This window comes from Haloarchaeobius sp. HME9146, from assembly GCF_025399835.1.
Classification (GTDB): domain Archaea; phylum Halobacteriota; class Halobacteria; order Halobacteriales; family Natrialbaceae; genus Haloarchaeobius.
Window position 1 is genome coordinate 1 of record NZ_JAODVR010000003.1, and the last position, 23,190, is coordinate 23,190.

A 23,190-nucleotide genomic window follows, 5' to 3' on the forward strand; every position below is an offset into this window, starting at 1 on the left:
AGAGGGCTTAATATCTTGTTGGGGTTACAGGACAGTAATTCACACAGATGGGGCCGACCGACCTGCCGCCGAGACGCCGGAGGAGAGAGCCATGACGGGCGGCGGTGGCCGTTCGCTCGGCCAGCTCGTCCTCGTCTGTCTCACCGTCCTCGGCCTGGTGCTCGCCGCCGGTATCCTCCCGGCAGTGCCCGGACAGGCACCACTGGGCGGCCTCGCAGGGCCACCCGGTGGCGCACCCGGCGGCCCCCCAGGCGGTTCTGGTGGGCTCTCCGGGCTGTCCGGCCTCAGCGACCTGCTGGGCATGGGCTCCAGCAGCGACGTCTCGCCGCAGAACGCGGCCGCGGCGCAGAGTGAGGGGACACAGAGTGACGGGGAAGCAGCGACACGAACTGGTGACGAGGGCGAGCAAGCCACCCAGTCGGGGACGAGTTCGGCACCCGCAACCGCTTCCGATGCCGAGGGAACCACTGGCGGCTCAGCGGGCCAGGGGACCAGCACGAGCGACACTGGCGAGGCTGGAGCCTCGAGTGAGTCCGGCGAATCCAGCAGCGATACCAGTGAAAGCCCCGACTCCACAGGCCTCAGTGGGACCGAGGGGACTGCCGGTGCTGGCGACGCGCTGACCAACGGCCCGGACGCCGGGTCGGGTGCCGAGAGCGCCCTCGCACAGACGCAGTCGGCGGCGTCGGCAGGAATCTCACAGCTTGCGGCCCCGCCGGGCCAGACCAGCATCGGTGGCCTCGACGCCGCAGCCTCGTCCTTCGGGAACCAGTCGCCCACCCGGCTGTTCACCGTCGAGAGCCCGGCCCCGACCTACGTTCGGACCAACACCTTCGCGACCTACACCGGCACGGGCTGGGCGCGTGAGACCGACCCCGTCCCCTTCGACGGGTCGATACCCGACGCCGCGGCCGAGGGCGAGACGGTCCCCGGCGAGCGCGTCACCCAGCGCATCACCCTGGAGACCGCGTCGGCGACGCTCCCGACCGCGTGGCGGCCGGTCGCCGTCGAGGTCGAAGACGTCCCCGGAGCCGATCTGCAGGTCACCGAGCAGGGAACGTTCCAGGCCGAGACCGCGCTCCCGAACGGGACCACGGTGACGGTCACGAGCTATCGGCCACCCGACGACCCGGCCCGGCTGACCGCGGCGGGGACCGACTACCCGGCCGCCGTCGCAGAGCGATACACCCAGCTCCCGGCGGACACCCCCGAGCGTGTCCGGAATCTGACTGCAGACATCACGGCCGACACCTCGAACCCGTACGAGAAAGCCCGGGCCATCGAGGCGTGGCTGGAGACCGAGAAGACGTACTCGCTGAACGCCAGCCACGACCCCTCGCGGCCGGTGGTCGACCAGTTCCTCTTCGAGATGGACCGCGGCTACTGCCAGTACTTCGCCAGCGCGATGACCGTGATGCTCCGCAGCGAGGGCATCCCGGCGCGGTACGTCACCGGCTTCTCGCCCGGGGTCCGGGGCGGCGAGGACGAGTACCTCGTCACGGGCTCGAACGCCCACGCGTGGGTCGAAGTGTACTTCCCCGAGACCGGCTGGGTCCGGTTCGACCCAACGCCGCCGGCCGACCGCAAGACCAGCGACCAGCGGACCTTCGACGCGGCCGCCGCCAACGCCACCGGCCAGCCGGGCAGCGACTCCATCGCGCCCCGTCAGTCCGACACTGCGGGCAGCCCGGGCGAGAAACCCCTCTCGCAGAGTCCACCGCCGTACACCGTCCAGCTCAACCGGAGCGCCGTCCCGGGTGCCAGCGTCACCGTCACCGTCTCGCGAGCAGGCACGCCCGTCGAGGGCGCAGTCGTCCGGTTCGAGGACGAGGTCGTGGGGACGACCGACGACCTCGGGCAGGTCGTCGCGACGGTTCCCTACGTCAGAGAACTCGACGTGTCGGTGCGCGCGCCGACCGCCAACGGGACGGCGTCGGCAGCAGCCGTGCCCCCAACCCAGTCCGTCCGGTTCTTCGCCGGTGGGCACGGCCTCCCGCCGCCGTCCCAGCGTGGGGCCAGCCCAGGCACCGTCTCGAGCCAGTCGACGCCCGACAACACCACCGAATCCCGGACCTACCGCGTCGACTCGAACGTCTCAATCCGGGTCGAGGGTATCCCCGTCGCGGGCAACACCGTGACCCTCACCGCCGCGGTCGAGGACGTCCCGATGCGCGAGGCCGCGGTCACGGTCGCGGGCGAGCGCGTCGCGACGACGAACTCGACGGGCAGGGCCCGCATCGAACTGCCGGCGGACGCGACCGGGACGGTCCCGGTGACGGTCGAGCGCGGCGAAATCGACGGGACGGCGAACGTCTCGCTCGCGGCCGTGAACCTCAGCGTGACGCCGGCGTACCTGCTCGCGCTGCCGGGCCAACCCGTGGCGGTGAACGTCACCGTGGATGGGCAACCGGTCTCGGGCGTGCCCGTGACCGTGGCCGGGCAGGCCGCCGGCCCGACCGGCTCTGACGGGACCGTCGACGCGGCGCTCCCCATCGCCGACAGCGCAGTCATCGTCGCGACCGTCGGGGGACAGCCCACCCAGACCACCGTCGACGACCTGTTCCGCAACCTCGGGCTCGTGCTGGGCGGGGTGCTCGTGGTCCTCGCGGGCCTACTCGGCGTCGGCTACCGCCGCGGGGTGACGCCGGGACGGGTACTCGACCGGGTCCAGGCCGCGGTCGCGTGGGCCGCGACCATCGCCGTCCAGGCCGTCTTCGCGGTCGCGAGCCGGCTGGAGGCCCTGGGCTGGTGGCTCCTCGGGTTCGGCACCGACGCGGTCGGCCAGCTCCGGGCCCTGCCTGGCCTGGTTCGGTCCCACCTCGAAACCCTCGCGACGCGCCTCGACCCGCGCCGACTCCTCGCGTTCCTCCAGGCGCTCGTGGCCGGCCTGTTGGACCGCGGCGAGAGCGACGGTGCGCCGGGGTCGGGACAACCCACTGCTGGGTCGGAAACCCAGAACCAGTCCGCGGCCGACGCGGCCACGTACCAGACGCTCCGGGACCTCTGGGCCGAGTTCATCGGCGTGGTCCGGCCGCCTCACGTCCGGACGATGACCCCGACCGAGATCGCCCAGTACGCCATCGACCGCGGGCTCCCGGCCGGCCCGGTCAGGACCGTCACCGACGCGTTCCGCGACGCCGAGTACAGCGAGCGCGCGGCCGACGACACCGTCCTCGAGCGGGTCCGGAGCGCCCTGGCGGCGGTCCGCGACACCGGTTCGGGAGGTGACGACTGAATGGCCGGCAGCCGTGGCGGTGGCGGTGCCCGCCGCCTGCTGACCGTCCGGAACGTGCTCGTCGGTGCCGGGCTGGTCGCCCTCGCCGTGGGTGCTGCGTTCATCTTCCTCCCCGGGGCGGTCCCCGGCTCTCTCCGGGTCGTCATCGACGACCTCGTCGCGGCCGCCGGCCCGGCGCTGCTCTCCGCGCTGGTCGCACTGGTCGTCGGCCTGTACGCGGTGTACCGGCTCTGGCGTGCGGCCGGCAGCGAGTCGGTCGACGGGGACGGTCGGTTCCGCGGTGCCGACACCGGGAGCCAGCGTTCCGGGCCCGCGGCCCTCCAACCGCGCGACCGCCGGACCGGCTCCGACGTCGATTCGACCCTCGCGTGGGCCGCCGCCAGCACCACCGGGGACGCCCACCCGAGCCACGTCGGGCACGCGAAGACGCGCCTCCGGTCGGTCCTGCTCGACGTGCTCGAACACTCGGGCGAGGTCGACGACCCGGAACAGGCCATCGCAACTGGCACCTGGACCGACGACACGGTCGCCGCAGTCTTCCTCGGCGACCCGGACGAACCAGCACTGCCGGACCTCTCGCTGTGGCAGCGACTGTACGGCTGGCTCTACCCCACGCAGGCGTTCCGGGCGCACTACGAGCAGACCCTCGCCGCGGTCGAGTCGCGGTGTGCCGCCGCGGTGTCCGGGTACGAACCGCCCGCGCAGGTCGAGGAGGACGCGGTCGACGCCACGGCCGGGTTCGACCCGGTCGGCGGCGAGGACGGCGAGGGCGGAGCCCGGCCTCAGGAGGTGCAGGGATGACCGGGAAATCCGGTTCCGGTTCTGGTTCCGGCTCCGGTGCTGGTGGCAGCGTGACCCGGCTCGACCGCTGGCGCGGGGTCACCGCCGCGACCGTCGCGTTCGTCGCGGCGGGCGTCGCGACGGGCCGGCCCGAACTCCTGCTCGCGGGGGCGATTCCCCTCGTGTTCGTCGCCTACAGCGCGCTCTCGACGGTCACACCCGTGGGAGACGGGCTGCGGGTCGAGCGGACGGTCGAGCCCCCCGCACCCATCCCCGGCCAGCGCGTGACCGTGACGCTGACCGTCGAGAACACCGGCGACCGGGCACTGACCGACGTGCGCCTCGTCGACGGCGTCCCCGAGGGGATGACGGTCGTCGAGGGGTCGCCCGTAGGCGCGGTGTCGCTCCGGCCGGGCGCGAGCACCGACCTGGCCTACACGCTGGTGCCCCAGCGCGGAACCCACGAGTTCGACCCGGTCGCGGTCCGGGCGCGGAGCCTGAGCGCGAGTGCGGTCGTCACCGAGGACGTGCCGACGACGGGGACTGAGACCGTCGACTGCCGGGTGACCGTCGAGGACATGCCGGTCCAGGACCAGACGATGTTCTTCACCGGGCCGCTCGCGACCGACACCGGCGGGCCGGGCGTCGAGTTCCACAAGACCCGTGACTATCGCCGCGGCGACCCGATGAACCGCATCGACTGGCGGCGGCTCGCCAAGCGGGGCGAGCTCGTCACCATCGAGTACCAGGAGCACCGGTCGGCCCGCGTGGTCGTGGTGCTCGATTCGCGGGAGGAGGCGAGACAGAGCGCCGCGACCGGGTTCCCGACCGGAGCGACCCTGAGCGCCTACGCCGGCGCGCTCGCGCTCGACGCGCTGGCGGACGCGGGCCACCAGGTCGGCCTCGCCGCCTTCGGCATCCAGACCCCGGGCGACGGGCGGGTTCCCGCCCCGGCCTGGGTCGGCCCCGAGTCCGGCCGCGGGTTCACCGCCCGGGCCGTCCAGGTCGTCGACGCCGCGACCGCCGCCGACGGCGTGGGTGCGAGTGGGCCCCTGACCGGTGGGGCCGGAACCGACGGCGCCGGTGGCGAGGAATCGACGCCGGAGGAGAGCGAGCAGGCAGTCGCGACCGACGGCGGCTCCGCCGAACTCGACCGGCTGCTCGCGCGCCTCCCCAGCGACGCCCAGGTCCTGTTCGTCACGCCCGCGCTCGACGACTTCCCGGTGACGGTGGCCCGGACGCTCCGGGGCTACGGCCACCGGACGACCGTGCTCTCGCCCGACGTGACCGGCGGGCGAAGCGCCGGCCAGCAGGTGGTGACGATGGAGCGCGCCCTGCGGCTCGACGAGATGCGCACCGCGGGGGCCCCGGTCGTCGACTGGGCGCACGACACCCCGCTCCCGATGGCGCTCGCCCAGGCCATCCGACCCTGGGTCAACTGAGAGAGAACAATGCCAGGAACCCCCGACCCACGACCCGACGACCCGCACCGGCTGGAGCAGCTGCGCCGCGAGGAACAGGAGACGCAGAGCCAGCCCGCGACCCGCACGAGCAGCCTGCTGGCGGTCCTGGGGACCCTGGTCGGGGTGGCCCTGCTCGCAGTCGGGACGGGACAGGTCGTGGCCGGCGCGGCGGCCGTCCTCACTGGCCTCGTGTTCGCGGGCGTCACCTCGCTGGCGGCCCGCCGGACCCCTCTCGGGGACCTGCTCGCGACGCTGGTCCTCCCCCTGTTGGCCGCCCTGTTCGTCGCTGCGGTTGCGCTCCCGGTCGCCGTGGGCGGGGCAGTTCGGCCGATGGCTTCGTTCACTGCCATGGCGCTGGTGTTCGCGGTGTTCGGCGCGGCAACGACCCCGACCGGCGGGCTGGGGAACAAGAGCGTGTACCGGACCGCGACCCTGCTGTTCGAGACGCTCGCGCTCCCCGTACTCGCGACCGGGGTGCTGTTCGTCAGCGACCTCGCACTCCTCGACGAACTCGTGCGAGCCGCGAACGACCTGACCGGCGACGGCGTCGACGCGCTGCTCGCGCCCGGGCGGGAGTCGCCGGAGCTGGCCGGGCTCTGTCTCCTCGTCTCGGTCGCCGGGCTCGCGACCGCCTCGGCGCTCCGCCGGCTACCCCTCGTCCAGTTCGTCGAGCGCGAGGACCGCAAACGTGTCTCTGCCTTGCTGGACCGGACCGCGAGCCGGCTCCGGAGCGTCGGCCTCTTCACCATGGTGGCGTTCCCGGTCCTGCTCGCCGTCCAGGTCGCGACCGGGGTCACGCCGCTGCTGTCGTGGTCACCGGCCGTGCTAGCGGTGGTCCGGGCGGTGTCGACGGCCCAGCCGCTCCGGGTGTGGCTGTTCGGCGTCGCCGTGGTAGCGACGGTGCTGGTGCTCGCGGTCGGGTTCGTGAAGCGGCTCGCGCGCCGGGACCTCCGCGAGACGGTGGGGTCGGTCGCGCCCCGGCTCGCGGGGGGTGCGGCTGTGACCGGGCTCGTGCTCGCGACGGGCGAGCAGGCCTTCGAGCTCGTGCTCGCGCAGGCACCCGGCGCGGTCACGGGCGTGCTGACCCAGATCGCCGACGCGGCCTCGCCGACGGTCGTCGTCTTCGCGCTGGTGGTCACGCTCGCGGTCGGGTTCCTGAGCGTGTTGCTGGGATTCTCGCTGCTCGCCGGGATGGGGTTCGTCTCGGACCGGACCGCCTCGGCGTCGGTGGCCGGCGGGAGTCTCGTGGCGGCCGCGCTGTTCGCCGGCATCGGCGGCGTCCACGCCGGCGTGCTGTTCGGGACCGTCGCGGTCGGCATCGTCGTCTGGGATGTGGCGAGCTTCGGGACCGTCCTTCGGGCCGAACTCGGGGACCGCGCGGCGACCCACCGGCCGGAGCTGCTCCACGCGGTCGCGAGTGGGTTCGTCGGGGTCGCCGCGGTGGTTCCACTGGTGGTGCTCTCTGGCCAGCGCATCCCGGTCGGTGGGGCGACCGCCGCCGTGGTCGGGGTCGTGGCGGCCGTGGTCGGCGTGGTCGCTCTCACCGCCGCGCTGCGCGGCTAGCCGCAGGCTTCCAGGGCGGGTGGGTGGGGCGGTGGCGGTGCGACACACCGGCCGCGCCGGGCGACGCGAGCCGCCACAGCCGGCGGCGGGGGCGGGCGCGGCTAGCGCGCAGAGAGGAGTGGAATGGAGTGGAGAGGGGGGTCCGGGGGGAGAGGCGAGGAAAGGCGAGGAGAGACAGGGCGAGGGAGAAACCCGGAACTCGGCGAAGCTCAGCGAATTTCCTTTAAGTCGTTCTGGTCACAACGGCTCATAGTGAAGCATTCTGCGGGAGACTACACCCACCAGCGAGAGCCGTCTCTGTGGCCTCTCTGGACCCGTTCTGGACGATTCTACGGCGAGACCGCCGGTACCTCGATGCGGTTCAACACCGACGAGACCACGTCTTCGGTGCTCGCGTTCTGGATGTTCGCCTGCGGGGTGAGGACGATGCGGTGTTGCATGACCTCGCGGGCGACGAACTTCACGTCCTCCGGGGCGACGTAGTCCCGGCCCGCGATGACAGCGTGGGCGCGCGAGGCCTCGTAGAACCGCTGGATGCCGCGGGGGGAGACGCCGACGTCGACGCGCTCGTCCTCGCGGGTCGCGCGGGCCAGGTCGACCACGTACTCGCGGACCTGCTGGTGCATCGTGACTGTCTCGGGCGTCTCCTGCAGGCGGCGAACCTGGTCGGGCGTGACCGCCGACCCGACCGAGGGCATCTGGGTGTGGCGCTTCGAGCGCCGGTCGATGAGTTCGAGTTCGCCCGCTCTATCGGGATAGCCCATGCTGGTCTTGACGACGAAGCGGTCGCGCTGGGCTTCGGGGAGTTCGAAGGTCCCCTCCTGCTCGACCGGGTTCTGCGTCGCGATGACGAAGAACGGGTCGGGGAGCTGGTGGGTCGTCCCGTCGACGGTGACCTGCTTCTCGTCCATCGCCTCGAGGAGCGCGGCCTGGGTCTTCGGTGGCGCGCGATTGATTTCGTCCGCCAGCACCACGTTCGCGAAGATGGGGCCCGCCTGGAACTCGAACTCGCGGGCGTGCTCGTCGTAGACGTGCGAGCCCGTGATGTCCGAGGGGAGCAGGTCCGGTGTGAACTGGACGCGCGAGAAATCGAGGCCCAGCGCCTGTGCCAGCACGATGGCGGTCAGGGTCTTGCCGGTCCCCGGCACGTCCTCGAGGAGGACGTGCCCGCGGGCGAGCGCGCCGGTCAGGACGATCTCGAAGAAGTCGCGCTCGCCGATGACGGCCTCGTTCACGCGGTCGATGACGTCGGTACAGAGTCGGGCGGCCTCGTCGATGGGCAAGGCGTCGGCGGGCGGCATTCGTGTCCGTCGTTCTCCGCGGCCGCGTATAATCGTGATGGGCAGACTCAGACGGGTAGATTCAGGCTCTGAAACGCGGCGTGGCCCCGCCTCACCAAACTTTATAGTACCAACACGAGATACTCGCAAGTAAGCGGTTCTGGGTTCACCTCGGAAACCGCAAGCCGGTGTTAGGCGCACCGGCCAGAAAGCCCCGTGAATCTTGTGTGGAACCAGGATTTGATGGGAGCTTACATGTACACAGTCGGCGGAGCGAATCAAAAATCCTCCGGTCGTACATGTTGGTTCTCGTCACTACTGCCACCAATACGGACTGCTGGGGCTGTCTGCAGATACGCCACCGAATACGACAATGACCGACGCAGCCCAACTCACGCAAGACGAGATAGCAGCACAGCTCGAGGCGCTCCGTGCCGAGATTGAGGAACTCAAAGCCGAGAAGCAACAGCTTCGCGAGGAGAACGAGGACCTCCGCGAGCGCGTCTCGGAACTCGAATCCCAGCCGGAGTTCGAGATTCGCGACGAGAACGACCCCATCAAGAGCCTCCGCGTCGAGGGCGCACCACTCGGGAAAGCCATCCAGTCCAAGCCCGGCGAGAGCGACGTCGAGAGCCGACTCGAGGAGCTGAAGGCCGACCTCCAGCAGGCCGAAGACACAGCCGACGTCGACGCCAGACCTGCCGGACACCCACGACCGGAGACGCCACTCGAACAGGTCGTCGCCATGCCGGACCAGATGGCCGACATTCACCTCACCGCGAACGAGGACCGCGCCCGGTTCGTCGCGAGCGACGTCCGCGACTACGCCGCATCGGTCCAGGCTGGCTGGGCGATTACCTCGAGCGACCTTCGACGGGTACTCGCAGCCTACGACTCCTCGGGCCACACCGAGACCACCTCGCGGGTCATGAGCATCCTCGACGACCTCGGCGGTGATGCCGTGAAGATAGTCGAGACGAACGGGACCAGGCGTGTCGTCTTCACCGACGAACTGGTCGCCCGACTGAACCGGCTCGACGACGTCCCAGACAGCCACAGCGTTGTGTCGGCGGTCGAGTAGCCGCCCTGTGATACGCCACTCACGCCGAGAGGCACCTCTCTAGACCACGCGAATTCACGGCGGCTGCGTCACCTGCTTGCCCCCTTCCCTAGTGGAGACGCTGGGCAGGACCCCCTGGTTCTAGTGCTAGTAGCGAAGCGAAAGCACGTTTTCAGCGGTTCGTGAGTCTGACACCGTCCACAACGGTGTGATGGCCCAGAACCCGTGAAATCGCCCGATTTCTCGGGACACCCCCCGTCCCCCTCCTCGTGATACTCGGACTTCATTTCCGCCAGGACATCCCTGGCCCGAACCCAAGCATTAACACTCCCCGATTTGCAACCCCTCGCTATGCCAAAGACCGAAGTCTCACTCTCGGACAACACGGACGCCGAAATCGACCGCCTGGTGAACCAGGGCGACTTCCTGAACCGCGACGAGGCCGTCGAGGAACTGCTGACCCGCGGCCTCTCGGCCTACGGCCCGGCCGACGAGGACGACGAACCGCGCAATCAGCTGGACGAGGGGCTGTTCAACCGCTCCGTGGCCGACCAGCAGGACCCGGCCGCCTACGACGAGCAGGACGACGGCTTCGGCTACTGACGACGTTCTTCGCTTCCTCGCCGCACACACCAGCGCCAGAACAGCCGCGAGAGCGACAGAGACAGCCGTCGCTCGCGGTTTCAGTCTCCCGCAGAATGCTTCACTATGAGCCGTTGTGACCAGAACCACTTAAAGAAATGTCGGGTATCCGCCAGAGACACCCGTGGCTCGTGGGTGTAATCTCCCGTAGAACGCTTCAACATGAGCCGTTGTGACCAGAACGACTTAAACGAACATCGCCAGCGTCGACTCACTTCGGCGTCGATTCGTCGGCGTCGTCGGGGGCCTCAGTGCCCCAGCCGTCGGTCCACGCGTGTCTCTCCGAGTCTTCGTCCCGGGGCGTCTCCCCGACCGGCGGGAGGTTCGGGTCGCGGTACGGGGAGCGCCCGAGGACCATCCCCTCGAGGTCGTGTTCGGTGAGCTGGTCGCGAAGGACGCGGGTGAGGCGGTTGATGTTGGTCGTCGTCAGGTCGTGTTCGTCCAGGAGTTCCTGGTAGGTCTCGCTCTCGGTGAGCGAGGTGAACCGCTCGTACAGCGACTCCATCTCGTCGGGGGTGTGACTCGCCACCCACTCCTGGTCGTCCAGGCCGAGCTGGTGCTGGCGCTCGCGGTCGACCACGTACCGGAGGACGACGAGGGCGACCTTCGGGATGCCGCGCTGGCTGCCGAACGCGGTGAGGTCGATCTCGCCCATGATGCCGAGGGCGCAGTCACGCTCCCAGCGGGTTACGTCGAGCGACGAGGCAAGCGCGTGGGTGATGCGGAGCTTGTCGAGCTGGTGCATCCGGGCTCCGTGGCCGGCCATCGCGGGGTGTTGCTCGTCGTGCAGGCGGCGGATGTTGTCGCTGAGGTCCTGCTCGGGGCTGGCGGCTCGCCCGATCATGGTCGCGCTGGGGGTGACGACGTCCCAGCGGCGGACGATCTCGTCCTTGACGGCGTCGACCCGGGACAACGACCCGTCGCCTGGGCCCGCACGGATCCACGTCGAGTCCACGTCGGCCTCGCCAGTCCCGGTTGCTGCGACAACAGCGGACGACGCGGTGTCCCCGTCGTGGTTCATTACCCAAGACTGGGGGCTTGACGCTATTCAAATGGACGGATGGATGCCGAGATGAGCACGGGAACACGGTGTCTATATGGGGAGGGGACACACCCCTCATTCAGAGTGAAAACGACGCTTTTTTGTAGGAGTTCTCGTGTGGTGGACGTTCACATAGAAGCCGACGCGGTGGGCGAGTGACAGAGCCACACACCCCCGATGCAGAGTGAAACGTCGGGAAGGGACGTTACGAAAGGGGAGCCGGTGGAGACACGAGTCGACTGCAGCCGAGATGGTACGGGAAGCTTGGACTCGAGAGGAGGTGGTCGTGGTAGAGAAAGACACGCATGGTCTCCGCCTCCCCCACACTGTTCCACTAGAGAAGAACTAGACTAGGACTAGACTAGATAGACTAGAAAACGAACAACACTAACTAGAAAACGAACAACACTAGTAACACAGTAGCAGCCACAGCTAGTGCTCGTAAGCACTAGCTGTATGCTGTTAGCTACTGTTTCTGCTAGCTACTGCTACTGCTGCTAGCTAGTACTAGTGAGTTCTAGTCTAGGGGGTGGTCACTCCGTCGTTGTACCGACCGTCATGTCCACCCACTCGTCATCGATCTCGTTCTCCTTTCATCGACCACTGAATCCGGCCGGTTTCTTCGACCAGTCGTGCACGGTTCGAATTCATGATCTGAATCTGGTAGCTCGACAAACGAGGTGGAATATGGGGGAGGGTGGGACACCCTCTCCCCCTATTCAGAGTGTAAACGGCTCCGAAGGTGTCCCGGAAATTTTTTGCGGCAAGTTTTGCTGCTACAAGCGGATGTTGATGCTGGTATGAATAGGCTTATTAGTTACTTCAAACGGTCAATATAGAATAATATTGTTCTCTAGAGGAATTCGAGAATAGAGGACTCACAGCTCGATGAGATAGATAACGGACGATATACAGTCTGAATGAGGTCGGCGAAGATCGACCGAGCCTCGACCCACCCCACCTTCGGAGCGGTTTTCACTCTGAATCAGGGGTGTGTGTGTGTCAGACGTGTGTCTGACGCAAAAACGGGGTGAAAATCATAGTAAAGATACTGGTATATTTGGGTTGCCACGAGACAAATCGGGACGAATAGAAGTCGAGATTCGAAGGGGACACACCCGAGATGGCGAGCACGGTCGACCCATCGGTCAGCAGGGCCGATTTCACTCTGCCTCTGGTCGGTCTCTCCCAGTCACGGATAAAGTGAAAATCCGCCGATATACTCGCTAACACCGTCAGTTTTCAGTCTGAAACGGGTTCCGTGGTTTTTATTAGTAGACGATTCAACCAGTGGAATATGTCCGAGCAGACGAGCGGGGACCCACTCTTCCAGGACCAGGACCCCGTCTTCGCCCGGAAGGAGCTGCTCCACGTGGGCCACGTCCCCGACGAGGACCGCATCGTCGGGCGGGACGACGAGATCCAGTCCGTGGCCAACGAGGTCGGCGCAGTCGTCCGGGGTGACCCACCGAACAACGTCATGATCTACGGGAAGACCGGGACCGGCAAGAGCCTCATCTCGCGCCACGTCGCGACGCGGGCCCAGCGGGCCGCCGAGTCGAACGACATCGACGCGACGGTCCTCTACATCGACTGCTCGGAGGCGAACACCGAGACCAGGGCGACGCGACAGCTCGCCCTCGACCTGAAGGAGAAGACCGACTACGAGGCCGAGATTCCCCTTCGCGGGGTCGGGACGATGGAGTATTACCAGCACATCTGGGAGGTCCTGGACGCGGCGTTCGACGCGGCCATCGTCATCCTCGACGAGATCGACAAGCTCGACAACAGCAACATCCTCATGCAACTCTCGCGTGCACGCGAGGCGCGCAAGACGAACACCTACATCGGGGTCATCGGCATCAGCAACAAAGTCCAGTACAAGGAGAGCCTGGACGAGCGCATCGACAGCAGCTTCGGGCATCGCGAACTGTTCTTCCACCCCTACGACGCGGCCCAGCTCCGCGAGATCATGCGCAACCGCCAGGACGCGTTCCAGCCCGACGTCCTCGCGGACGGGACCATCGAGCTCTGTGCCGCACTCGCGGCGAAGAAACACGGGGACGCCCGCAAGGCCATCGAGATCCTCAAGGAGGCCGGCGAGCTCGCGCGACGCAACGACGTGACCCAGGTCACGGAGGCCCACATCAAGCAGGCCCAGGAGGTCGCGGAGGTCAACCGCATCGAGGAACTGACCAGCGGGGCGACGGTCCACGCCAAGCTCGCCCTGTACGCGCTCGCGAGCCGCATCATCACGGGCGAACGGGACACGTACAAGACCCGGGAGGTGTACGAGCGCTACGTCGGGGTCTGCGAGATGGCGGCCCTCGATCCCGTCACCGAGAACGGGCTGTATCGCCAGCTCAAGGAACAGGCGTTCCTCGGCGTCATCGAGTCCGAGAAGACGGGCGGTGGGCGCTCGCAGGGAAGCTACCTGCTCCACCGGCTCGTGACCGACCCGAAGCACATCGTGAAGGCGGTCCGTCGAGACGCGTCGCTCGAGGAACTCCCGACGTACGAGACGCTCGTGAACTACGGGGGGAACCAGACACAGGAGACGGACCTGTCGTCGTTCGTCGAGTAACGGAGCTTCGAGACTGCCGACGCTTTCACTCTGAACGAGGGGAGTCGGAGACGCGTTCCAGCTGGTGACGACGGCCAGTCTCGTCGGTTGTGGCGACTTTTTCTGGCAGAAGCAGGTCGCTACCGACCATCTGCAGTTATATAGTCTCCTACGCGCCTGCGCGCGTGAAAGAAATTCGCGGTAAAGCTTGCAAAATCAGGGGCCAGCCCCGTGATAACGCGGTAACGTGGCGGCGCTTCACAATGCCGGTTCGATTCGTGGGGGTTAAATACTTCCCTCCAATACGAAGTGATGTGAAGGACGCCCCGGCGATGCCGGGGCAGAAGGTTAGCACCGTTCTGCGGTGCTGGCTGTCACGTATGAGGATTCCGCCCCTGCGGTCCGCCGTCAAGATGGAATCTGATGCGAGCCTTGGTTGGTTCGGCGACATCCGGTCGGATGTCGTCGGACGAGACCCGATACGCAATTTGACGAACGCAATTTCCGCCACCCCCGTGCTCTGCACGGGACATTCCGGTTGATCCTGCCGGAGGTCATTGCTATCGGAGTCCGATTTAGCCATGCTAGTTGTACGAATTCATATTCGTAGCAGATAGCTCAGTAACACGTGGCCAAACTACCCTATAGACCAGAATAACCTCGGGAAACTGAGGCTAATGCTGGATACTCCTCTATTCCTGGAATGGATTGAGGTACAAACGCTCCGGCGCTATAGGATGTGGCTGCGGCCGATTAGGTAGACGGTGGGGTAACGGCCCACCGTGCCAATAATCGGTACGGGTTGTGAGAGCAAGAGCCCGGAGACGGAATCTGAGACAAGATTCCGGGCCCTACGGGGCGCAGCAGGCGCGAAAACTTTACACTGCACGACAGTGCGATAAGGGGACTCCGAGTGCGTGGGCATAGTGCCCTCGCTTTTGTGAACCGTAGGGAGGTTCACGAATAAGAACTGGGCAAGACCGGTGCCAGCCGCCGCGGTAACACCGGCAGTTCGAGTGATGACCGATTTTATTGGGCCTAAAGCGTCCGTAGCCGGCCAGGCAAGTCTGTTGGGAAATCTGCTCGCTCAACGAGCAGGCGTCCAGCGGATACTGTTTGGCTCGGGACCGAGAGACTCAAGGGGTACGTCTGGGGTAGGAGTGAAATCCTGTAATCCTGGACGGACCGCCGATGGCGAAAGCACCTTGAGAGATCGGATCCGACGGTGAGGGACGAAAGCTGGGGTCACGAACCGGATTAGATACCCGGGTAGTCCCAGCTGTAAACGATGCCAGTTAGGTTTGGCGCGGGCTACGAGCTCGTGCTGTGCCGCAGTGAAGACGATAAACTGGCCGCCTGGGAAGTACGTCCGCAAGGATGAAACTTAAAGGAATTGGCGGGGGAGCACTACAACCGGAGGAGCCTGCGGTTTAATTGGACTCAACGCCGGACATCTCACCAGCTCCGACAGTATGCAGTGAAAGTCAGTGTGATGAGCTTACTTGAGCTACTGAGAGGAGGTGCATGGCCGCCGTCAGCTCGTACCGTGAGGCGTCCTGTTAAGTCAGGCAACGAGCGAGACCCGCACTCTTAATTGCCAGCAGCAGTTTCGACTGGCTGGGTACATTAGGAGGACTGCCAGTGCCAAACTGGAGGAAGGAACGGGCAACGGTAGGTCAGTATGCCCCGAATGAGCTGGGCTACACGCGGGCTACAATGGTCGAGACAATGGGAAGCCACCTCGAGAGAGGGCGCTAATCTCCGAAACTCGATCGTAGTTCGGATTGTGGGCTGAAACTCGCCCACATGAAGCTGGATTCGGTAGTAATCGCACCTCAGAAGGGTGCGGTGAATACGTCCCTGCTCCTTGCACACACCGCCCGTCAAAGCACCCGAGTGAGGTCCGGATGAGGCCATCGCAACGATGGTCGAATCTGGGCTTCGCAAGGGGGCTTAAGTCGTAACAAGGTAGCCGTAGGGGAATCTGCGGCTGGATCACCTCCACAGAACGGGACCGGGCAGTACGCCCGGCCCACTTAGTCTCGTCCGACGCGATCCGTCCGGGCGCTTTAGAACCACCAAGGCTCGGAACCTGAACCTCATGCTGGAACGCCCTCTATATCAGAGGCGTCTGGGTTCGACTCCCAGAGAGGTCGTACGTTCAGGACGAAATCGAATCGCTCCCCTTAAGTGTGGGACGCCGAAACGATTTCATCCTGAAAGAAAACCGATGCACCATCCCGTGCAAGCGAGGGTGGGAAGGGTCGAACGTGCGCCAAGAAGACTACTTGGCTGCGTAATGAAACCGTGTGTAAACGCAATCCAGACGTCCACTGGACCTTTCACCAGGTAACAGTGAACGTCCCACTCAGCGTGGCTACTTTGCCACCTGGTGGATGGCTCGGCTCGAGTGCCGACGAAGGACGTGCCAAGCTGCGAAAAGCTGCAGGGACCCGCACGGAGGGAAAGAACTGCAGATCTCCTAATAGGAATCCTCTCGCAATTGCCTTGCGCAATGGGGAACGCCGGGAATTGAAACATCTCAGTACCGGCAGGAAGAGAAAGCAATCCGCGATGTCGTTAGTAACGGCGAGTAAACGCGACACAGTCCAAACCGAAGCCCTCACGGGCAATGTGGTGTTCGGACTGACTCTCACTGCTCGACCGTCTGCATGAAGTCTCTTGGAACAGAGCACGATACAGGGTGACAGTCCCGTAATCCAGACCAGTACAGCACGCGTCAGCTCCAGAGTAGCGGGGGTTGGATATCCCTCGTGAATATGGCAGGCATCAACTGCTAAGACTAAATACTACTCGAGACCGATAGTGAACAAGTAGCGTGAGCGAACACTGAAAAGCACCCCGAAAAGGGAGGTGCAATAGGGCCTGAAATCAGGTGGCGATAGAGCGACGTGGCACAAAAGGTCCTGTGAAAAACGACCCGCCCGCAAGGGCACAGTAGGAATCACAGGAAGCCGGTGTCGCGTCGTGCGTTTTGAAAAACGAGCCAGGGAGTGTATCTGATCGACGAGTCTAACCCGTTAACCGGGGAAGGCGTAGGGAAACCGACAGGGCCGCAGTATTACCAGGGCCGCCGTGTTCAAGCGCGGGGAGTCGACCGGATACGACCCGAAACCAGGCGATCTATGCGTGGGCAAGGCGAAGCGTGCCGAAAGGCACGTGGAGGCCTGTTAGAGTTGGTGTCCTTCAATACCCTCTCGTGACCTACGTATAGGGGTGAAAGGCCCATCGAGCCTGGCAACAGCTGGTTCCAGCCGAAACATGTCGAAGCATGACCTCTGCTAAGGTAGTTCGTGGGGTAGAGCGACCGATTGGGAGACTCGCCATCGAGAGATGTCGACCTCCCTGTCAAACTCCAAACCTACGAACGCCATCGATGCAGGGAGTCCGGTGTGCGGGGTAAGCCTGTGCACCATGAGGGAGACAACCCAGAGTCGGGTTAAGGACCCAAAATGCGGACTAAGTGCGATTGAAGGTGGTCTCAAGCCCTAAACAGCCGGGAGGTGAGCTTAGAAGCAGCTACCCTCTAAGAAAAGCGTAACAGCTTACCGGCCGAGGTTTGAGGCGCCGAAAATGATCGGGGCTCAAGTCCGCTTCCGAGACCTGACGATGCTCTTGACCGAGCAATTCCGTAGGCTGGCGCTCTGATCGGGTGGAAGCACGGGTGAGAACTCGTGTGGACCGATCAGTGACGAAAATCCTGGCCATAGTAGCAGCGTTAGTCGGGTGAGAACCCCGACGGCCGAACGAGCAAGGGTTCCTCGACAATGCCAATCAGTCGAGGGTTAGCCGATCCTAAGTCACACCGTAATTCGAATGTGACAACAGGGAAACTGGTTAATATTCCAGTGCTCTCATACACTCAAAGTTGACGCTTTGGGGACAGTCGAGCTGGGCCTTCGCCCAGTCGAATCGTGGAAATCCGTGGAAGCCGTAATGGCACGAAGCGGACGAATCACGAGATAGCGTAAGTCGACCGTACCTAGAGCCCGTGAAAAGACGAGTATGAGATTCGTACCAAGAACCGACACAGGTGCTCGTGGCAGTGAAAGCCAAGGCCTGTCGGGAACAACCGACGTTAGGGAATTCGGCAAGTTAGTCCCGTAAGTTCGCGATAAGGGATGCCTGCCCTGTATAGGGGCAGGTCGCAGTGACTCGGACGCTCCGACTGTCTAGTAACAACATAGGTGACCGCAAATCCGCAAGGACTCGTACGGTCACTGAATCCTGCCCAGTGCGGGTATCTGAACACCTAGTACAATAGGACGAAGGACCCGTCAACGGCGGGGGTAACTATGACCCTCTTAAGGTAGCGTAGTACCTTGCCGCTTCAGTAGCGGCTTGCATGAATGGATCAACGAGAGCGTCACTGTCCCAACGTTGGGCCCGGTGAACTGTACGTTCCAGTGCGGAGTCTGGAGACCCCCAAGGGGAAGCGAAGACCCTATAGAGCTTTACTGCAGGCTGTCGCTGGGACACGGTCGCTAATGTGCAGGATAGGTAGGAGTCATTACACAGGTACCCGCGCTAGCGGGCCACCGAGACATCACTGAAATACTACCCATTAGTGACTGTGACCCTCACTCCGGGAGGAGGACACCGGTAGCCGGGCAGTTTGACTGGGGCGGTACGCGCTTGAAAAGATATCGAGCGCGCCCTAAGTCCATCTCATCCGAGTCGGAGACTCGGAGAAGAGCGCAAGAGCATAAGATGGGCTGACAATGATCTTCCTAACGAGGATCGTTGACGCGAAAGCGTGGTCTAGCGAACCAATTATCCTGCTCGATGCGGGAAATTGATGACAGAAAAGCTACCTTAGGGATAACAGAGTCGTCACGCGCAAGAGCACATATCGACCGCGTGGCTTGCTACCTCGATGTCGGTTCCCTCCATCCTGCCCGTGCAGAAGCGGGCAAGGGTGAGGTTGTTCGCCTATTAAAGGAGGTCGTGAGCTGGGTTTAGACCGTCGTGAGACAGGTCGGCTGCTATCTATTGGGGGTGCTATGGCACCTGACGTGAACGTTCGTATAGTACGAGAGGAACTACGAATGGTGACCACTGGTGTACCGGTTGTCCGAGAGGGCACGTGCCGGGCAGCTACGTCACACGGGGTAAGAGCTGAATGCATCTAAGCTCGAAACCCACATGGAAAAGAGGTGCCGCTGAGACCACTCGTAGAAGACGAGTTCGATAGACTCGGGATGTACGCGCCAAGGCAACGAGGCGTTCAGTCCGCGAGCACTAACAGGTCAAGCCACACAATCATACCGCATACTGGGATCTTCACCACATGGTGGAAGGTCCAGGCGTTAACTGGATTGCGTTTACACACTGGTTTCAATGACCACCGATATTGGATCGTTGTCGCGGTTCGATTCCGCGGATCGGCGTTAAGGCGGCCAGAGCGGTGAGGTTACACCCGTACCCATCCCGAACACGGAAGTTAAGCTCACCTGCGTTTGGGCGAGTACTGGAGTGCGCGAGCCTCTGGGAAAATTCATTCGCCGCCTCCATTCATACTACAAGCCACACACCCGTCGGGGTGTGTGGCTTTCTTCATTTATAGCCGGGGAGTGCCGACAGTGGTCGGTGCTGTCCGGGCGTGTTCGGACACCCAGTGGCAACACTGGACGAGCTAGCGGCCCGTCTTCGAGGGCGACGGAAGGACTACTCGTCGAACCGCATCCCGTAGCCCCAGTCTTCGAGCTGTCCCTCGACCTCGTCGAGGTGCTGGAGCCCGACCGTCACGAGTGCTTCCCGGAGGTCGGTTCGGGAGACGTTGCTCTCGAAGGCGTCCTCGAGTGCGGCGAGTGCGTCGTCTTCGGCGGTTTTCGTCTCCGGCTGCAGGAACAGGGGGACGCGGTCACGGCCGTCCTGGACGCTGGTCCGTCGGAACCTGTACGGGATCGTCGTCGACGGTTCATCTGCAGGCTGCCCCGGGGTATCCGTCGACGTGGCCGTGGACTCGTCGTCTTCGGCGACCTGGTCCACCGGGTCGGGGTCGTCGGCGAAGGGGTCCTCACCGGCACCCTTCTTCATCCCCGTCATGCGGACACCACCTGGTGGTCGAGGTCGCCCGGCTCCGGTGGGTTCGGTGCCTCGAGCCCGACCTCGCGTTCGAGTTGTCGGGCGAGCCGGTCGAACTGCGCGAGCGTCTCGAGCTCGTAGTCACGCTGACGGTCGCGGTGCTCGCTGACGTAGGTGAACGCCGAGCACTGCTGCATCCAGCAACCCTCCATCAGGGAGCTACGCTCGCCCACGATCTCCGGGATGGGGTAGTCGATCTCGTCGAGGATCGTCCGCTGGTCGCGTGTGTCCTTGAACCCGACCGGGACGGCGGCGAGCACGCCGACATCGACGTCGAGTTGGTCTTCGAACCCGCCGACGAGTGCTTCCAGACCCTCGACGGCAGCACGACCCTTCGCGCTGGGCTCGACCGGGATGACCAGTGACCGGGTCGCGTGGATGGCGTTGTAGAGGTGCGGACCCTCGGTCGCCGGGGGGTCACAGATGAGCACGTCGTACTCGTCCGGAACGCCCGCTTCGCGGAGCACCCGCAGGAGCTGGGCGTGCATCCCGAACGCTTCGCCCATCGCCTCGGCCTGGTCCTTCTCGCGCTGGAGGTACTCCGCGAGGTCGGAGAGCATGTTGTGTTCGGGGACGATGTCGACACCTTCGACGGTCCGGACGAGGTCGTTGAAGTCACCTTTCGGGCGACGGATCAGGTGTCGCACGAGGTTGTCGACGGGTTCGGTCCGCTGGTCGTCGACGCCGAACAGGCGAGAGAGGTCGCCGTCCTGTGGGTCGAGTGGGACGACGAGCGGCTTCAGCCCGGCTCGGGCGTGCGCCACGGCCAGGTTCGCTGCGGTGGTGGTCTTGCCCACCCCACCCGCCTCGCTGTAGGTCGAGTACGCTAACATGTGCTCGTGATTCGTGCCCGCGTTCTTGAATGTTCACCGATGATGTTCACTGTATTTGTTCATAGTGAACAAATATGGTGAACAAATACAGTGAACAAACCTACTGAACACGGGTACTGCAGCGTGTTCACTGGAGATGTTCAGCGAAAATGTTCACTGTATTTGTTCATTCTGTGTGTTCACTTCCTGTGTTCAGCAGCTGTGTTCAGCGCCGAGCCGTGCTCGTCGAGTACCCGCATCGCCGCGCGGGACCTCGAGCTGAGTCGGTCGATTTCGAGGGGCTTCTGGAAATAGCCAATTATAGTATATATCTCGTGCCCAAACAGACTGAAAGAGTCTGTGTGAACACAGATATTTCCGGGGATTTCGGGCCGATTTTGGATATATCATATCTCGCGATATCGAGTTCTCCGAATCAATCAGCTGTGGGCAACGAACGGAGAACTATATGAAATCTAATCAGTCATGGCCTGCGATTCGGCTAGATTCACGGCCGGCACCGTGGCTGCTCGCGAGGACGCCTGAAAAAACCAGGAGGCAGCCACTGCAGTCGGATGCCTGAGTGCTTAGAAGTCCGCCTTGACGTGGATCTCGTCGTCCGAGATCGCCTCTACCGCGTCGTGTTCGAGCTCGAATGTGTCCTTCTTCTCGTCCGTCCAGCCGAGCTTCTTGCGCATCCCACGCGAGAGTGTCGAGTCCGGTTTGATGTACGCTTTCCCGCCGGCGACGTTGTCGACGCGGCCGATCATATCGCCGTCGGTGGACATCACTTTCTTCCCCTTGTCGTTGTCTTCGAAGTTTCGGACCATTAGTGTACTCCGGACTGCTCGCCCGCTGGAACCCAGCCGGTCGAGCGTCCGTCCCAGAATTCGTCGCATAACCATATATAACGATTACTTGATAAATATGTCCGTGATGCAACTGTTCTGTGAGGTGTCAGTGTGCGGGCTCGACGAGACGGTCGGTGACCTCGTCGAGGTGTTCGAGCCCGACGACCGCCACGACGTCGCCCTCCTGCCTGAGGCGGGACAGGTGACGGGCCATCGTCTTCTCACGGGCGGTGTCGAGGAGTGAGATCGGTCGTGGCGTCTTCGTCGCCCTGCGCAGTGCCCGGTTGCGGGCGATGAGCCGGCGCTCGTCCTCGGCCTGGACCCCGGGTGGGTCCTCGTGCGAGCAGTCGTGGGCGATTTCGGGAACCGTCTCGTCCATCGAGACGAGGCCGGCCGGCCCGGCAGTGGCGGCCACCCGGCACTGGAGCGCGTGCCGGGAGAGGTCCGTCACGTCACGCAGGACCCGGCGGACGGTCAGCATCGCCGCGTCCGTGTCTCGGAGTTCGGCCACGACCGTCCGGAGGAACGACCGGGTCGGCGCGTCGATGCCGACCACGCGGGCGTCGGGACCCACCGCCTGGATCGCGGCGCTCATCTCACCGCCACGGCGTGGTGGAATCTCGTTCTCTGTCGCGTACTCCTCGAACAGCGGCACTGCGAGGGGTGCCAGCTCGAGCGCGACCACCTCGGGCGAGAGGTGCCTGACCACGTGCTGGACGCGGTAGATGCTCGCCGGGTGGTCGTGCACGATACCGAGCAGCGTCAGCGTGCCCGTCTCGTCGCCACCGGGAACGACCCTGGCGTGGGTCGCGCTCACTCGTGGATCGTCGACACTCTCGAAGTCGATTCCGTGCGTATCGCAGGGTTCAGCCATTGGTTGGGGGGAAGCTGTGGAACGACCGTGTCGTCACCGCGGACTGGACGTTGTTACGCCCTGAGTGGTAAAGCTCTATCGCCGTTTGTGAGTCCATACCGCACGACCGGGGAGAGTTACCTGCGTGTTATGTAACCACACGAACCTTTATGCTGTGGTACTGAGTATCACACTTCGCGCATCCAGCATGACCGAGACAGATTCATCCGACAAGCTCGCACAGCTCTTCGTCGACATCACCGGCGAGACGACCACGACGGAACGCCAGACCGAGGCGGTCCACGGTGTCGTCGACGACGAGGTCACGACCGACGTCAGGGAGAGCCTCCGGGCTACCGGGCTCGAGGACACCCTCTCGGAACCGGACACCGGCTAACCGTCTCTGCTTCTGTCATCTCCGGGTCGTGTCGCTGCCGACACAACCCTCATCAGGCGCACGTGACTACTCTCGCAGCATGCCGAGTAGCCACACGCCCGAGTCCGTACCGGTCTGTCGAACCGAGGACGAGCACCGGGCGGCCTACACGAAAGCGAACCGGGACGGGGAACCGCTGTTCGTCGTCGACGAGGAGGAACACGGGTTCTCACTCGCCTACGACCTCATCCCGACCGGGAACCGCCTGACAGCGGAGGCGAAGGCCGAGCTGAAAGAACGCGGAACGGCCCGGGTCGAGGAACTCGTCGAGGGGGACGAGAGCGAGACGACCCAGTTGCACCACAGCTTCGGCAACGCGATGGGGAACGTGTTCTACTTCGCCGAGGAACGGGTCGCCCGGGAGTTCGCGGCGACCGTCTCCGAGATCGTCCTCGACGAGACCAACTGGGAGCCGGACCCCGACGGCCCGAGCGGGCTGAACTGACCCTTCTCGGATACGATTCGACCTCCGGGTTGCAGTCGGTCGCCGGTCGAACCCCCC

Annotated in this window: 15 protein-coding genes and 3 rRNA genes; 12 read left to right on the top strand and 6 right to left on the bottom strand. The window is 64.5% G+C overall.

Annotated features, from left to right (window positions below; translation table 11 throughout):
* Positions 1–91 precede the first annotated feature (91 nt).
* From N6C22_RS20935 to N6C22_RS20950, 4 genes are read left to right on the top strand one after another with little or no spacing between them, the layout of a single operon-like run.
* On the top strand, positions 92–3,235 hold the full coding sequence (locus N6C22_RS20935; RefSeq protein WP_261653167.1) for a DUF3488 and transglutaminase-like domain-containing protein: 3,144 nt from the start codon (positions 92–94) through the stop codon (positions 3,233–3,235).
* Positions 3,236–4,036, top strand: coding sequence for a hypothetical protein (locus N6C22_RS20940; RefSeq protein WP_261653168.1), 801 nt, complete (start codon positions 3,236–3,238; stop codon positions 4,034–4,036).
* A complete protein-coding gene (locus N6C22_RS20945) occupies positions 4,033–5,457 on the top strand; it encodes a DUF58 domain-containing protein (protein ID WP_261653169.1) in 1,425 nt (474 codons plus the stop codon). Before N6C22_RS20940 ends, N6C22_RS20945 begins: the two co-directional genes overlap by 4 nt.
* A 9-nt stretch (positions 5,458–5,466) precedes the next feature.
* Positions 5,467–7,041, top strand: coding sequence for a hypothetical protein (locus N6C22_RS20950; protein WP_261653170.1), 1,575 nt, complete (start codon positions 5,467–5,469; stop codon positions 7,039–7,041).
* Between the two features lie 329 nt (positions 7,042–7,370).
* Here N6C22_RS20950 and N6C22_RS20955 read toward each other — a convergent pair whose 3' ends face one another.
* Positions 7,371–8,342 carry a MoxR family ATPase gene (locus tag N6C22_RS20955; RefSeq protein WP_261653171.1) on the bottom strand — a complete coding sequence of 324 codons (972 nt, stop codon included), beginning with the start codon at positions 8,340–8,342 and terminating at the stop codon, positions 7,371–7,373.
* Positions 8,343–8,694: 352 nt separating this feature from the next.
* On the opposite strand from N6C22_RS20955, the gene N6C22_RS20960 reads away from it, so the two are divergent.
* Together N6C22_RS20960 and N6C22_RS20965 are read left to right on the top strand one after the other, a co-directional pair.
* Positions 8,695–9,402 (top strand): hypothetical protein, encoded by a 708-nt coding sequence (locus N6C22_RS20960; protein ID WP_261653172.1) that lies wholly within the window; start codon positions 8,695–8,697, stop codon positions 9,400–9,402.
* A 330-nt stretch (positions 9,403–9,732) separates the two neighbouring features.
* Positions 9,733–9,984 (top strand): ribbon-helix-helix domain-containing protein, encoded by a 252-nt coding sequence (locus N6C22_RS20965; protein WP_261653173.1) that lies wholly within the window; start codon positions 9,733–9,735, stop codon positions 9,982–9,984.
* Positions 9,985–10,234: 250 nt separating this feature from the next.
* On the opposite strand, the gene N6C22_RS20970 is transcribed toward N6C22_RS20965, so the two are convergent.
* Entirely contained in the window at positions 10,235–11,044 is an 810-nt protein-coding gene (locus N6C22_RS20970; RefSeq protein ID WP_261653174.1) for a DNA-directed RNA polymerase subunit epsilon, read from the bottom strand.
* A gap of 1,318 nt (positions 11,045–12,362) precedes the next feature.
* On the opposite strand from N6C22_RS20970, the gene N6C22_RS20975 reads away from it, so the two are divergent.
* The 4 genes from N6C22_RS20975 (at position 12,363) to rrf (ending at position 19,162) form a co-directional block, all read left to right on the top strand.
* Complete coding sequence (locus N6C22_RS20975) at positions 12,363–13,649, top strand: Cdc6/Cdc18 family protein (RefSeq protein WP_261653175.1); 1,287 nt, start codon at positions 12,363–12,365, stop codon at positions 13,647–13,649.
* A 510-nt stretch (positions 13,650–14,159) separates the two neighbouring features.
* Positions 14,160–15,632: ribosomal RNA gene (locus N6C22_RS20980) — 16S ribosomal RNA — on the top strand.
* A gap of 364 nt (positions 15,633–15,996) precedes the next feature.
* Positions 15,997–18,912: ribosomal RNA gene (locus N6C22_RS20985) — 23S ribosomal RNA — on the top strand.
* A 128-nt stretch (positions 18,913–19,040) separates the two neighbouring features.
* Positions 19,041–19,162 (top strand): 5S ribosomal RNA (gene rrf, locus N6C22_RS20990).
* The 16S, 23S and 5S rRNA genes sit together here, the layout of an rRNA operon.
* Positions 19,163–19,316: 154 nt before the next feature.
* Here the strand turns inward: rrf and N6C22_RS20995 are convergent.
* The 4 genes from N6C22_RS20995 to N6C22_RS21010 all read right to left on the bottom strand — a co-directional run bounded on the left by N6C22_RS20995 (position 19,317) and on the right by N6C22_RS21010 (position 22,216).
* Complete coding sequence (locus N6C22_RS20995; RefSeq protein ID WP_261653176.1) at positions 19,317–19,697, bottom strand: hypothetical protein; 381 nt, start codon at positions 19,695–19,697, stop codon at positions 19,317–19,319.
* Positions 19,694–20,569 carry a ParA family protein gene (locus tag N6C22_RS21000; RefSeq protein ID WP_261653177.1) on the bottom strand — a complete coding sequence of 292 codons (876 nt, stop codon included), beginning with the start codon at positions 20,567–20,569 and terminating at the stop codon, positions 19,694–19,696. The genes N6C22_RS20995 and N6C22_RS21000 overlap by 4 nt, the downstream gene beginning before the upstream one ends.
* Positions 20,570–21,135: 566 nt before the next feature.
* The gene (locus tag N6C22_RS21005) at positions 21,136–21,378 is read right to left on the bottom strand and encodes a hypothetical protein (RefSeq protein WP_261653178.1); all 243 of its coding nucleotides are present in this window, start codon (positions 21,376–21,378) and stop codon (positions 21,136–21,138) included.
* 127 nt (positions 21,379–21,505) lie between these two features.
* A complete protein-coding gene (locus N6C22_RS21010) occupies positions 21,506–22,216 on the bottom strand; it encodes a hypothetical protein (RefSeq protein ID WP_261653179.1) in 711 nt (236 codons plus the stop codon).
* Between the two features lie 244 nt (positions 22,217–22,460).
* Here N6C22_RS21010 and N6C22_RS21015 point away from each other — a divergent pair, with 244 nt between their 5' ends.
* Both N6C22_RS21015 and N6C22_RS21020 read left to right on the top strand, forming a co-directional pair.
* Entirely contained in the window at positions 22,461–22,649 is a 189-nt protein-coding gene (locus N6C22_RS21015) for a hypothetical protein (protein ID WP_261653180.1), read from the top strand.
* Between the two features lie 79 nt (positions 22,650–22,728).
* Positions 22,729–23,133 carry a hypothetical protein gene (locus N6C22_RS21020; protein ID WP_261653181.1) on the top strand — a complete coding sequence of 135 codons (405 nt, stop codon included), beginning with the start codon at positions 22,729–22,731 and terminating at the stop codon, positions 23,131–23,133.
* The last annotated feature ends 57 nt before the right edge of the window (positions 23,134–23,190 follow it).